Genomic DNA, 12,337 nt, shown 5'->3' with positions numbered 1-12,337 from the left:
GGTTGAGGTCTGGATCGCGGATTGTCGCGATACGTCAACGATATATCGCAATATGTCTGGTCCGCAAGGCGGTCCGATTAGTCCCCCGGTTGACATCCATTTGTCAAGCCCTGGCCAACGAGGATTCGTCGGCGTACCGTGACTGCCAATTCGGGAACCATTCACGCTCGACCAGTCGAATGTGGGGGAATCATGGAGCCGGGGGGCGGCGTCGTCATAGACGCCACAGAGGTGAGACGCCGGGGGTGGCGCGCCGCGATCGTGGGCGCCGCGATCCCCGTGGGCGTCGGTCTCCTCGTGCTCTTCGCCCCCGGAGCCGCCCATGCGGACGACGGCGATGGCCTCGTCGGCGGGCTGCTCGACAAGACGACGTCGGTCGTGTCGAAGACGGTCGACACCGTCGTGGAGCCGATCTCGAACGTTCCGGACGTGCCCGTCGTGGGCAAGGTCGTGGATCCCGTGGTCACGAAGATCGTCGATCCGGTCGTGACGGAGGTCGTCGACCCCGTCGTGGACACGGTCGATGAGACCGTCGGCGCAACCGTCGGAACGGTCCCCATCGTGGGCGACCTGCTCGGCGACCACCCGGTGGGCGACATCGTGGACCCGGTGATCGGCACCGTGGACGAGGTCGTCGACACCGTCGTCGGAGCCGTGAGCGACGGCGAAGGCCCTGTGATCGGCGGCCCGGGGATTCTCCCCTGGAGCCCCGCCGACACCGGCCTTCCGAGCGTCGCGGTCGGCGCCGCGAACGCCCCTGAAATCTCTGCTGCCGCCGCCCTCGCCGCCGTGAGCATCGACTACGCGGCGCGGTCGTCGAGCACTTGGGCTGCCGTTGTCCGCACCGCGGGCGACGTTCTCGGCCCGGTGCTCGGCGATTCCGCACCCGTAGCCGTGCTCTCGGCGGCTGGCGGCGCCGGAGCGCTCGCCGGTGCGCTCCTCGGCAGCTTCATGCTTCCCCCGCTTCGTCGGGGATCTCTGCGTCCGGCGGTGTTCCGCGCACCTCCGGCTCCCGTCTACGCAACCGACTCCTCGCCTGACTGATCGGGGACGAGTCCGCCTGCGGCCACCGGCCGTCTGATGCGGACACGTTCCGTCGCGCCCGCCCGGACGCGATGTCGATCACTCAGGCAAGGAGCCGAAGCAATGAACAAGTACGTATCTCGAGGACTGTGGACAGTCCTCGTCACGGGGGGCTTCATGGCCCTCGGTGTCGGCGTGGCTCACGCCGACACGAACGGAGAGGACGGGGTCGCCTCCGGCACTCAGGGCATCGCGGGGATCGAGATCCCCGTCACCCTCGGGGGCAACGCGATCTCCCTCCTCGGAGACGCCGAGTCCGACGGGGCTTCCACAAGCTCGTCGTCCGGTTCGGACGCCCCGAGCGGATCCACGAGCGGCGAGGACTCGACCGCCGGCGGCACCCAGGTGCTCGGCGGCGTGGACCTGCCGGTCAAGCTCGGGGGCAACGCGATCTCGGTGCTCGGCGACGCATCCACCTCGGATTCGTCGACGACGAGCAGCGGGTCGTCGAGCGACTCCGGTGACAGCACCGCCACGACCGACGGTACCGACGGCGTCGCGAGCGGCTCGCAGGTCGACGCGGACGCCGACGCGCCCGTGACGCTCGGCGGCAACGCGATCGCCGTGTTCGGCGACGCGGCCACCTCGGGCGCCTCGACCTCCGGGTCGGGTTCGGGCGAGAGCGCGGACGGCACCGAGGGAACGACCGATGGCAGTGACGGAGTCCTCGGGGGCACTCAGGTGCTCGCGGATCTGGGGGCTCCGGTCGAGCTCGGCGGCAACGCGATCTCGGTGTTCGGCGACGCGTCGACGTCGGATTCCTCGACCTCCGGGTCGGGGACCGGATCCGAGGCTGACGGCACCGACGGCACCACCGACGGCACGGACGGGGTGCTCGGTGGAACGCAGGTGCTCGCGGACGCGGGGGCGCCCGTGACGCTCGGCGGCAACGCCATCTCGGTGCTGGGGGACGCGTCCTCGACGGGCGCGAGCACCGAATCCGGCTCCACCGCGGAAAGCGACCAGGAGGGGTCGACCAGCGGTGAGAGCGGGATCCTCGGCGGCACGCAGCTGCTGGCGGACCTGGGAGTTCCGGTGACGCTCGGCGGCAACGCCATCTCCGTCGTCGGTGACGCCACGACCGGTGGACCCGGCACGGGTGGCACGACCCCGGGCGACCCCGGCGACCCGGGCGACCCGGGCGACCCGGGCGACCCGGGTGACCCCGGCGACCCCGGCACCCCTGGTGACGGCGGTGACGGAGGAGAGGAGCCCGGTGACGGGTTCGGCGTGCTGGGCATCCAGGTCGCGAGCTACGGCCTCTCGCCGCTCGCCGCGACGGGTGCCGAGGGCAGCATGGCGACCCTCGGGCTCGCGCTGCTGCTGATCCTGGCCGGCGCGATGGCGCTCGGTCGGGCGGTCATCGCGCGCCGCCGCTGAGAGAAGCCGGGGCGGAGATCGTGAACCCTGTGATCGCGGCCTCCGCCCCGGCGGACCTCCCCTGCTGCCCGAATCCTGCCCCCCGTTGGCAGGAATCCGGCGAACGCTGACCGGTCGCCGACGGTGCGTGAGCGCCGCGCCGAATAGTGTCGCCCTATGACCCTCAGCGAGACCCCCGTATCGCCCCTCTCCGCGGATGCGCGCGAGGCGGCGATCGCTCATTTCGCCGCCAAATTGCGGTACGAGACCGACCCGTCGGACGTCGCGGCGGCACTCGCCGCGGGCGAGCGCTTCACGCTCGTCGATGTGCGCAACCACGCCTCGTGGCACCAGGGTCGCGCGGTGGGTGCGGTGCACCTCCCGCGGACGGAGGTCGCTGCGCGTGCCCCGCAGGAGATCCCTCTCGACACCCCGGTCGTCGTCTACTGCTGGAGCCCCGGCTGCAACGGCGCCGACAAGGCCGCGCTCGAATTCGCGATGCTCGGATACGAGGTGCGGCTCATGATCGGCGGTTTCGAGTACTGGGCTCGAGAGGGCTTCGACGTGGTCGACGACGCGGGCCCGGTGATCCGTTCGGCCGACCCGCTCGTCATCCCGACCGGATCGACCGACGACTGCGGGTGCTGAGAGGGGCGTCAACCCCCTCGACCGCGGCACCCGCGGCGCGTAGCGTTCGGGAATGAGTCGAGTCGCGGCAGTCGCCCCTGTGCTTCCGGACCACGAGTCGACCCAGGAGGAGATCGCCGCCGAACTCGGCGCGCTGATCACGCCCGATCCGGCCCGCCGGGCTCTGCTCGAGCGGCTGCACGCGGCGAGCGGCATCTCGACCCGCCGAACGGTCCTTCCGCTCGGCGCCTACCGCGACCTCGGCGGATTCGAAGCCGCCAATGACATCTGGATCCGCGAGGGCACGCGGCTCGCGGCGGTCGCGCTCGAGCGAGCACTTGCCGACGCCGGCATCGCCCCCGACGAGCTCGACTTCCTGCTCTTCACCTCGGTCACGGGCATGGCCGCCCCGTCGATCGACGCGCGACTTGTGCCACGGGTGGGACTGCGCTCCGACCTGAGGCGACTGCCGTCCTTCGGGCTCGGATGCGTCGCCGGTGCCGCGGGCCTCGCGCGCGTCGCCGACTACCTCGACGGTCACCCGGATCACGTGGGTGCGCTCGTGTCGGTCGAGCTGTGCTCGCTCACGCTCCAGCGCGACGATCCCTCGATGGGCAACCTCGTCGCCAGCGGCCTGTTCGGCGACGGGGCGGCTGCGGCCGTGCTCGTCGGTGAGGGCCGCGTGGAGCGGATGGCGGCGTCGGTCGGTCGCCCCCGCCCCCGGGTGATCGGCAGCCGCAGCGCTCTCTACCCGAACAGCGAAGGTGCGATCGGATGGGACATCGGCGCGAGCGGCTTCCGCATCGTGCTCACCGCGGAGGTGCCGGTGGCTGTGGAGGCCAACATCGCCGAGGGCGTCGACGCGCTGCTCGGCCAGCACGGGCTAGCGCGGGACGACATCGACCTGTGGATCGCGCATCCGGGCGGACCACGAGTGATCGACGCCTTCGCGCAGGGTCTCCAGCTCCCGGATGCGGTGTTCGCCGCGAGTCGTCGCTCGCTCGCCGAGGTGGGCAACCTGTCGAGTGCCTCGGTGCTGCACCTCCTCGCCGACGTGCTCGATCGACCCGCGGGCACCCGTGCGGTGCTGTTCGCGCTGGGCCCAGGCGTGACGAGCGAGCACGTGCTGCTGGAGTGGTCGTGATCGCCTACACGCTGCTCGTCCTCGCGACCGGCGCGGAGCGTGTCGTCGAACTCGTGATCTCGCGGCGGAACGCGGCCTGGTCCTTCGCGCGCGGGGGCATCGAGTCAGGAAGGGGTCACTTCCCGGCGATGGTGGCCCTCCACACCGGTCTGCTGCTCGCCTGCATCGTCGAGGTGTGGGCGCTCGGGCGCCCGTTCATCCCGGGTCTCGGTTGGCCGATGCTCGCCCTGACGCTCGCGTGCCAGGCGGGGCGTTACTGGGTGATCTGGTCGCTCGGCCATCAGTGGAACACACGCGTGATCGTCGTCCCGGGGCTGCCGCTCTCGACGCGAGGCCCCTACCGCTGGGCATGGCTGCGGCACCCGAACTACGTGATCGTCGCGGTCGAGGGCGTCGCCCTGCCTCTCGTGCACACCGCATGGATCACGGCGCTCACGTTCACGGTGCTCAACGCGGTGCTGCTGCTCGGCTTCCGGATCCCGGCGGAGGAGCGCGCGCTGCAGGATGCGGCCCCGGTCGCCGCCCCTGACCCCGATCCCGACGGGCGCACCCCGTGAGCGATGCGGAGCTCATCGTCGTCGGCGGGGGCCCGGTCGGGCTCGCGACGGCCATCGAAGCACGCCGTGCGGGTATCGACGCCCTCGTGGTCGAACCTCGCGAGGGTGTCATCGACAAGGCGTGCGGCGAGGGGATCATGCCCGGCGCGATCCCGGCCCTCTCGCGACTCGGTGTCGCACGGACACACGGTTCACCGATCGCCGGGATCGACTACCGCGATCCGCGTCGGTCTGTCTCGCACCGATTCGCGGGTGGTCCGGGTCTCGGCATGCGCCGCACGGTGCTTCACGCCGCACTGCTCGAGCGCGCCGCGGAACTCGGCGTGCGCTGGCGGCACGCGCGCGTGACGCGCGTCGATGCGGGCGGAGACCTCGCGACCGTGTGGACCGATGACGACGCGACCGTGCGGGCCGATTGGCTGGTCGCCGCCGACGGCCTGCACTCTCCCGTCGCTCGCTCCGTCGGGCTCGCGCTGCCCGAGCTGCGAGCGCGGCGCAGGTTCGGGCAGCGGCGGCACTTCGGCGTCGCCCCCTGGACTGACCTCGTCGAGGTGTACTGGACCCCCGCGGGCGAGCTCTACGTCACGCCGCTCGCGGGCGAGGTGGGCGTGGCTCTGCTCGCGCCGCGGGGTGTGCGCTTCGCGGATGCTCTCGCGGCATCCGGCGAGCTCGCCGAGCGTCTCGACGGGGCGGACGCGACGAGCGAGTTGCGCGGTGCTGGTCCCTTCCGGCAACGCACGCGCGCGAGGTCGCGGGGGCGGGTGCTGCTCGCGGGAGACGCCTCGGGTTACGTCGACGCCCTCACCGCCGAGGGGTTGCGCATCGGGTTCGATCAGGCACGCCTCGCGGTCGAGGCGATTCGCGCGGGCGATCCGGCTGGATACGAGCGCGCGTGGGCGCACAGCACGCGGGACTTCCGGGTGCTCACCTCGCGGCTCGTGCGGGTGGCGTCATCACCCCTGCGCGGAGCGGTCGTGCCGACGGCGGCGACGCTGCCCGGCCGGTTCGCCGCAGCCGTGGAGCGCATCGCCCGCTGAGCGGGCTCCGGCTCAGAGCCCGAGCTCGACGCGCAGCTGATCGATGTCGTCGACGACAGCGATCGCGCCGTCCGCCTCCGCGGGGTCGCCGTATCCCCAGTTCACGAAGATCGTTCCGATGCCGTGCTCGCGCGCGCCCTCCACGTCGTGGAAGCGATCGCCCACGAGCACCACGCGCGTGAGGTCGGCGCCGTCCGCCGCGAGACGCCGCAGGGCCTCCTCGACGACATCCGCCTTGCTGCTACGCACCTCGTCCTCGGAGGCACCGGTGATCTCGGTGAACGCATCCGTCGCCCCGAGGTCGTCGAGGATCAGGCGCGCCATCGACTCCGGCTTCGACGTCGCGAGCGACAGGGGGATGCCCGCCTCGCGGATCTCGTGCAGCAGATCGACCACTCCGGGGTAGGGGGTCGCGTCGAAGACGCCCTGCGTGCGGTAGCGCTCGCGGTAGATGCCGAGGGCCACCTGTGACTCCTCGGGGTCGAGCCCGGCCCGGTCGCGGAACGAGTCGAGGATCGGGGGCCCGATCCAGTGCACGAGCTCGGCCCGTTCCGGCACCGGCTTGCCGAGCTCTGCGTAGGTGTGCTCGAGCGTCGCGAGGATTCCGGGTGCGGAGTCGACGATCGTGCCGTCGAGGTCGAACAGGATGGCGGTGAAGCGGGAGGTCACGGAGTTCCGATCGTGGTGGGCGGATGCGCGGTCAGAACAGCCGGGAGTGGCCGGTCTCGAGACCGCGCATGGCGTCGTAGTCGAGCACGAGGCAGCGGATGCCGCGGTCTTCGGCGAGGGTGCGGGCCTGCGGTTTGATCTCCTGCGCGGCGAAGACGCCCGCGACCGGAGCGAGCAGCGGGTCGCGGTTCATGAGCTCGAGGTAGCGGGTCAGCTGCTCGACGCCGTCGATATCGCCGCGGCGCTTGATCTCGACGGCGACCGACACGCCCGACGGGTCCTTGGCGAGGATGTCGACCGGCCCGATGGCGGTCATGTACTCCCGCCGCACGAGGGTGTGCCCGTCGCCGAGCAGCTCGATCTGCTCCGCGAGCAAGCGCTGCAGATCGGCCTCCACGCCGTCCTTCTGCAGACCCGGGTCGACGCCGAGGTCATGCGAGGAATCGTGCAGGATCTCGTGGATCGAGATCACGAGCAGATCGGCGGTCTTCGCGTTGGCCACGCGCCAGAGCTCTACGACGCCCGCCTCGGCGCGCTCCTCATCGACCTCGTCGATCGTGAACGTCGTGGGCGGGCTCATCCAGTTGAGCGGCTTGTAGCTGAGCGAGTCCGAGTGCACGAGCACCGAGCCGTCGGCCTTCACGACGAGAAGACGTGTCGCGAGCGGGAGATGCGCGCTCAATCGACCCGCGTAGTCGACGGAACACCGGGCAACGACGAGACGCACTCCCCCAGCGTAATCGCGCCGCGAGAGGCTGGCGACTTTTCCGTATTCTCTGTCTGTCTGTCGGTGGTCGTCACGCGGCGATCGACTTAGCGTCGAGTCGTGCTCCAGAATCACCCGTCGGTTATCTGATGCCGTCCTGCCTGGTAGCGCCCCGGAGTCTGCCCAACGCTGGCGCGGAACGCCTCGACGAAACTGCTCGGACTCGACCATCCGCACAGCACCGCCGTCTCGGCGACCGTGTGCCCATCCCACAGCAGCACGAGCGCGTTCTGAATGCGCAACTGTGTGCGCCACTGGTGAAAGCCCATCCCGAGCTCATCGTGGAACAGCCTGCTCAACGTTCGTGCGCTTGCGCCCACCTCGTGGCCGAGTTCGGTCAGGGTGCGCGCATCGGTCAGGTCGGCCCGAAGGAGCGACGTCACCGCACTCAGCCGATCGTCGCGCGGCTCGGGAAGGTGGGCTGCCTCGGGCGCCGCGTCGACCAGCTCGTCGATGACCACGCGCTCGAGGCGCTCCCGAGCCTCGACGCGGAGGGGTCGGTCGCCGGTGAGCGCGAGCAGCACCTCGCGCAGCAGTGGCGACGCGGCGAACACCGCCGGCTGACTTGGCAGGCTCTCCGCGAGCTCCCTCGGGACCGCCAGGGCGGCGATCTGGGTGCGCGCCGGAGCGCGGTGGGCGTGCGGCCAGCCGGCAGGCGTCCATCCGACGCGGTTCGCCGCGGCCATCCAGGTGCCGATCTCGGTCGTGATCGCGAGCACCCCGGCGATCGGGTAGATCAGCTGGCCGTCGGCGTGCTCGTGCATCGCCTGAGGCTTGCCATCCCACCAGCCGACACCCGTGAGCGGCCAGGGCTCCTCATCGGAGTCCGGCTGGCGACTTATCTGCATTCGAACACGATATTGCGGGCGACCGCACGAACCGGAGGACAGTAATGGGAAGGGCCACCTTCACCAGCAAGACCCACGAATACGACGACGTCTACACGTTCCGCTTCCGCCAACCGGAGGCGAACTATCAGTCCGGGATGTACGTCAACCTCGTCGTCGGGGCTCTCTTCTCCGCCAAGCGGGACTTCTCCTACGCGTCGGCACCGCACGAGGGCGAGTTGGCGTTCGTCGCCCACGTGGACACGGGGAGCGCGTTCAAGCGTCGGCTCTCGGCGCTCGAGCCGGGGGATCCTGTCTGGGTCTACCGCAGGGCCGGGCATGTCCGCCTGCCGGAGACGCCCGCCCGCCCCCTCCAGTTCATCGCGGGCGGAGTCGGCATGGCGCCGTTCCGCTCGCTCATCCTGACGGCGGCCGCCCAGGGCGGGTTCGACCTGAACCTCATCCAGGTGCAGCGCGGCGACGACTTCCTCTATCGCCGCGAGCTCGAGCCGCTGCTCACCCGGTACGCGCCGGTCGCGCCCGAGCAGTTCCTCGCCGAGGTCGCCCGTGCGGCGCGCGAGCGCCCCGAGTCGATCTTCTACGTCTGCGGATCGAGTCGGCTCATCAAGGCTGTCCGCCGCGAGCTCCTCGACGCCGGCATCGACCGACGCCAGCTCATGATCGAGAACTTCTTCTAGAAGTGGAGACCGCGCTCGATCTCGGGTTGCCTCGCGGTCCAGTACGACTCGATCGTGGCCTTGTCCACCGGGAGCCCGGGATCGTCGTCGACGTCATCGAAGTAGCCGAGCCCTTGCATGATGTGGGGTAGCGCGCTGGCGGTCTTGCCGTTCTCGTACTTGCGCCGGTAGAGCACCAGGCCCTCGTCCACGGTGAGGTCGGTCGTGGTCTCGATGACCATGAGGTCGAAGTAGTCGCGGAGGGCGGCGCGGTCGCCGATGACCTTCACCTTGTTGGCGAGGATGTCGGGAAGGCTGTCGATTCGGAGGCCCGCGAACACAGTGGGCTCGTCGAGCCGACTCAGCTGCGTCGCGCGGAGGAACTGCAGCTTGGCCCGCCCGAGAACCCCGTTCACGGTGCCCTCTTCGATGCGGGTTGCGCCGAAGTCGGGGAAGTATTCGGTGAGAAGCGCGGCGAGCGTGTCGGCGTCGAAATCGCGTTCCGCGAAGAAGTCGAGGTCGCGGCTGACCCGGTGTCGCAGATGCACCGCAAGTGCGGTGCCCCCGGAAAGGTAGGCCCAGTCGGGAACGTACGGAACGATCTTGGTCCAGGCGTCGGAGGTCTCGGGCGGCAAGATCTCGGCCAGCATCGCGACCTCGTTGGCGACGAGGGTGACTTCGTGCCTCCCCATGGAGCGGCGCGTGAACGCCGCGAGCTCTCCGCGCGGCCCCCCGGTGTGCGCTGCGCTCACCTGGTCGCGTTCCAGTTCTTCACGACGGAGGTCAGCCGGGGGTCGATACCGCGCCCCGTAGAAGCGAATTCGAGGTCTGCGGCCGGGATGTTGCGCAGCGACCACTGGATGGCCGCGGGATCGTTCGAGGTGAGCATCCGGCGGGCGATGTATGCCCCGTTCCCCTGAACCGTGAGCGCTGTCGGGTCGGAGTTCCAGAACAGGTGGTAGAACCGCCGCGGTACTCGATTCGCAGGCTCCTCGGATCGCTGAGGGAGGCGGACTCGACGAACTCGGGGAGCCAGCTCCTTCCATGAGGGGGCCGTGGGGTCGAGTCGGTACACGTCTTCGTCGCGGGCGGTTCCTCTGACCACGCGCTGCCGGGTCTGCTCGACCACGCCGACCGCAACGAGTTCCCGAAGCCGCCGTGACGCCGTGGTGGGGCTGGTCCCGGCGGCAACGGCCACACGCCGGGCGCTGTGCAGCCCCAGCGGCGCGTGCATCAAGGCCGCCAGTACCCGCACGGCGCCCGACTCCGTGCTCGCCGGTTGCGCGTCCCGGAGCTTTCGGGCCACTGACGCGGGGACGATCCGTGGGCGCCCACGCCCGCTCCGGGGCACGCCCTCGCGGTCGAGAAGCGCGTGCGCAGTCGGAAGCGAAACGCCCAGGTCTCGCGCTAGAGCAGGCACAGAAGTGGCGTCCACCTCTTTATTCTATCGCCGCCCGGGACATGTGCGCGGAGAATTCTCAGCCCGGGCGATCCCGCCCGCCGCGGTCGGTCAGGCGACCGCGCGACGGCGCCGTACGGCCAGAGCCAGCGCGCCCAGCGTGAGCAGCAGCCCGCCGAGGATCGCCATGGTTCCGGACTCGACGCCGGTGTCCGGCAGCTCGTCGACGCTCGACGGGTCGCCGTCGCTCGCGGGGTCGGTGGTCGTCGGAGGCGTGAGCTCGGCCGCGGTCGCCTCGACGGCGCCGAGGTCGATCTCGTCCACCGCGACGCGCGATTCGCCGCGCTGGTCGGTGGCGGGCGCGTCCGTGATGCTCGCCGCGTCACCCGCGTCGACCACGGGGCTGCCGATCTGGGGAAGGTGCGTGAGGGTCGGGCCGCCGTTGTCGGCCAGGTCCCCCAGCTCCGGGTCGACGCCCACGATGTTGCCGGTGCCGCTGGAGAGCGCCGTGGTCGTGTTCGCGTCCGCAGACACCTCGACGAGCGAGTGAGCCACGGTGACGTTCTGGGGGTTGGCGATCAGCAGGTCGGAGGCGTCATGCCCGGCGATGATGCTGTGGTCGATGGTGAGCGAGTCGATGTTGTCCAGCCACACTCCGGGCGCGCTGAACGCGCCGATGTTGTCGACGATCGTCGACAACAGGATCGTGACCTGCTCGCCCTCAGCGGCGCCGTCGATCTCGAGAGCGGCCGGGCCGAAGCTCCCCGTCGTGTTGCCCGAGATCGTCGAGTTCGTGATGCCCACACGTGTGCCCTGATCGATCGACGCGAAGAAGCCGGAGGAGCCGTTGCCCGAGATGGTCGACTCGTCGACATCGAGCGCGGCCGACTCGGTCATGTCGATTTCGACACCGGTGTCGGAGTTGTCGGCGATGGTCGACTGGGCGACCGTGAGGTGCGCCGAGCCGGCGAGGGAGGCCGTGATGCCGTCCCCGCCGCTGCCCGTGATGCTGTATCCGGTGATGTCGACATGTCCAGACAGCTGGGCATCGATGGACAGGCCGGGGTAGTCCGTGTTGTCGGAGATCGTGCCGTTGCTGAGGTCGACGTCCGCGCCTGCCGCGACGGACAGTTCGACTCCGCCCTCGCCATTGCTCGAGGTGGTCAGGTCGTCGATCCCGAGAACCCCGGAGTCCTTCACCTCGAGGACGAGACCCGAGCTCGCGTTGTCGTTCGTGACCAGACCGTCGACCGACAGCTTGCCGCCCTGGCTGACGCCGAAGTAGACCCCCGACGAGTCGGTCGACTCGGAGCCGTCCACGTTCGTCAGGGTGAGCTTGCTGCTGCCCTGGACGTCGGTGTGGACGTTGTCGCCCGCGTTCCCGGTCGCCGTGACGTCGGTGAACTCGACGATGGCTCCTGCTCCGTTGTCGATGTCGATGCCGCGAGCCGTCGCCGAGCCCGTCGTGACGACCGTGTTCGCGTCGAGCGTCGCGGAGTCTGCCGCGTCGAGGTAGAGGTTCGTGCCGGCGTTCTCGGTCGCCGTGATGTTGGTCAGGTCGAGCCCAGTTGCCGCGCGGAGCTTGAGGTGGAGGCCCTCACCGCCGTTCGACGAGAAGGTCGAATTCGTGATGGAGTCGCGCACCGCCGCGGCACCGGCGAGGTCGATCTCGGCCCCGTCGCCGGAGTTCGACGAGAAGTCCGAGTCGCTGATGAGGAGCACGTACGGGGGGTTGCCCGGGGCGAAGCGCAGGCCGTCGTCGGCCGAGTCGTTCACCGTGATGTCATCGAGGGTGAGGTTCGTGTCCGCGGCGTAGATGCCGTCACCGCTCGCCCCGGTGATGCGCAGCCCGCTGATCGAAGGCGTGCCGCTGACCGACTGAACAACGAATGCGTCATGGCCGTTCGCGTCGATCGTGAACTGATCCGCCCCGGGTCCAACGATCTGGACGGTGTCGGTGATGGCGGGTAGATCCGCGGTGAGGGTGACCGTCCCGGTCGCCGTGATGGTAATGGTGTCGAGACCGGGGTTCGCGTTCGCGTCGTTGATCGCGGTGGTGAGCGCCGACTCCGTCGGGCTGCTCACCGAGTAGGTGGCGGCGGAGGCGGGCGCGGCGGTGAGGCCCACGAACGCGAGCCCGAGGGCGATCGATCCGGATGCGGCGAGAAGGCGGCGGGGTGTGGAGGTCACGG

13 protein-coding genes are annotated in these 12,337 nt (G+C 70.2%); 7 read left to right on the top strand and 6 right to left on the bottom strand.

Going from position 1 to position 12,337, the window contains the following annotated elements; genetic code table 11:
- Positions 1–231: 231 nt before the first annotated feature.
- The 6 genes from FVQ89_RS02600 to FVQ89_RS02575 all read left to right on the top strand — a co-directional run bounded on the left by FVQ89_RS02600 (position 232) and on the right by FVQ89_RS02575 (position 5,807).
- Positions 232–1,044, top strand: coding sequence for a hypothetical protein (locus FVQ89_RS02600; protein ID WP_147900361.1), 813 nt, complete (start codon positions 232–234; stop codon positions 1,042–1,044).
- A gap of 102 nt (positions 1,045–1,146) precedes the next feature.
- On the top strand, positions 1,147–2,463 hold the full coding sequence (locus FVQ89_RS02595; RefSeq protein WP_147900360.1) for a hypothetical protein: 1,317 nt from the start codon (positions 1,147–1,149) through the stop codon (positions 2,461–2,463).
- Positions 2,464–2,619: 156 nt separating this feature from the next.
- On the top strand, positions 2,620–3,090 hold the full coding sequence (locus FVQ89_RS02590) for a rhodanese-like domain-containing protein (protein WP_147900359.1): 471 nt from the start codon (positions 2,620–2,622) through the stop codon (positions 3,088–3,090).
- 52 nt (positions 3,091–3,142) lie between these two features.
- On the top strand, positions 3,143–4,213 hold the full coding sequence (locus tag FVQ89_RS02585) for a type III polyketide synthase (protein WP_147900358.1): 1,071 nt from the start codon (positions 3,143–3,145) through the stop codon (positions 4,211–4,213).
- Positions 4,204–4,770, top strand: coding sequence for an isoprenylcysteine carboxyl methyltransferase family protein (locus FVQ89_RS02580; RefSeq protein WP_370454440.1), 567 nt, complete (start codon positions 4,204–4,206; stop codon positions 4,768–4,770). Before FVQ89_RS02585 ends, FVQ89_RS02580 begins: the two co-directional genes overlap by 10 nt.
- The gene (locus FVQ89_RS02575) at positions 4,767–5,807 is read left to right on the top strand and encodes an NAD(P)/FAD-dependent oxidoreductase (protein ID WP_147900356.1); all 1,041 of its coding nucleotides are present in this window, start codon (positions 4,767–4,769) and stop codon (positions 5,805–5,807) included. Before FVQ89_RS02580 ends, FVQ89_RS02575 begins: the two co-directional genes overlap by 4 nt.
- Positions 5,808–5,819: 12 nt before the next feature.
- On the opposite strand, the gene FVQ89_RS02570 is transcribed toward FVQ89_RS02575, so the two are convergent.
- The 3 genes from FVQ89_RS02570 to FVQ89_RS02560 all read right to left on the bottom strand — a co-directional run bounded on the left by FVQ89_RS02570 (position 5,820) and on the right by FVQ89_RS02560 (position 8,090).
- Positions 5,820–6,476, bottom strand: coding sequence for an HAD hydrolase-like protein (locus FVQ89_RS02570; protein ID WP_147900355.1), 657 nt, complete (start codon positions 6,474–6,476; stop codon positions 5,820–5,822).
- 31 nt (positions 6,477–6,507) lie between these two features.
- Positions 6,508–7,203 (bottom strand): endonuclease NucS, encoded by a 696-nt coding sequence (nucS, locus tag FVQ89_RS02565; protein WP_147900354.1) that lies wholly within the window; start codon positions 7,201–7,203, stop codon positions 6,508–6,510.
- Positions 7,204–7,313: 110 nt separating this feature from the next.
- The gene (locus FVQ89_RS02560; protein ID WP_147900353.1) at positions 7,314–8,090 is read right to left on the bottom strand and encodes an AraC family transcriptional regulator; all 777 of its coding nucleotides are present in this window, start codon (positions 8,088–8,090) and stop codon (positions 7,314–7,316) included.
- A gap of 44 nt (positions 8,091–8,134) precedes the next feature.
- Here FVQ89_RS02560 and FVQ89_RS02555 point away from each other — a divergent pair, with 44 nt between their 5' ends.
- Positions 8,135–8,767 (top strand): ferredoxin--NADP reductase, encoded by a 633-nt coding sequence (locus tag FVQ89_RS02555; RefSeq protein ID WP_147900352.1) that lies wholly within the window; start codon positions 8,135–8,137, stop codon positions 8,765–8,767.
- On the opposite strand, the gene FVQ89_RS02550 is transcribed toward FVQ89_RS02555, so the two are convergent.
- From FVQ89_RS02550 to FVQ89_RS02540, 3 genes are all read right to left on the bottom strand, one after another.
- Complete coding sequence (locus tag FVQ89_RS02550) at positions 8,764–9,498, bottom strand: nucleotidyl transferase AbiEii/AbiGii toxin family protein (protein WP_187264866.1); 735 nt, start codon at positions 9,496–9,498, stop codon at positions 8,764–8,766. The genes FVQ89_RS02555 and FVQ89_RS02550 overlap by 4 nt on opposite strands.
- Positions 9,495–10,052: a winged helix-turn-helix domain-containing protein gene (locus FVQ89_RS02545; RefSeq protein WP_147900350.1), complete on the bottom strand. Its 558-nt coding sequence runs from the start codon at positions 10,050–10,052 to the stop codon at positions 9,495–9,497. The genes FVQ89_RS02550 and FVQ89_RS02545 overlap by 4 nt, the downstream gene beginning before the upstream one ends.
- 204 nt (positions 10,053–10,256) lie before the next feature.
- Positions 10,257–12,335, bottom strand: a complete 2,079-nt coding sequence (locus FVQ89_RS02540; RefSeq protein WP_147900349.1) for a right-handed parallel beta-helix repeat-containing protein — start codon at positions 12,333–12,335, stop codon at positions 10,257–10,259.
- Positions 12,336–12,337 lie beyond the last annotated feature (2 nt).

Origin of the sequence: Homoserinibacter sp. GY 40078 (genome assembly GCF_008017545.1) — a bacterium.
Classification (GTDB): domain Bacteria; phylum Actinomycetota; class Actinomycetes; order Actinomycetales; family Microbacteriaceae; genus Homoserinibacter.
This window is presented reverse-complemented; position numbering and strand designations above follow the sequence as displayed.

Excerpts from the sequence above, each read along its gene's own strand:
- FVQ89_RS02595 (WP_147900360.1), top strand. The coding sequence starts at position 1,147 with ATGAACAAGTACGTATCTCGAGGACTGTGGACAGTCCTCGTCACGGGG.
- FVQ89_RS02590 (WP_147900359.1), top strand. The coding sequence starts at position 2,620 with ATGACCCTCAGCGAGACCCCCGTATCGCCCCTCTCCGCGGATGCGCGC.
- FVQ89_RS02585 (WP_147900358.1), top strand. The coding sequence starts at position 3,143 with ATGAGTCGAGTCGCGGCAGTCGCCCCTGTGCTTCCGGACCACGAGTCG.
- FVQ89_RS02560 (WP_147900353.1), bottom strand. The coding sequence starts at position 8,090 with ATGCAGATAAGTCGCCAGCCGGACTCCGATGAGGAGCCCTGGCCGCTC.
- FVQ89_RS02555 (WP_147900352.1), top strand. The coding sequence starts at position 8,135 with ATGGGAAGGGCCACCTTCACCAGCAAGACCCACGAATACGACGACGTC.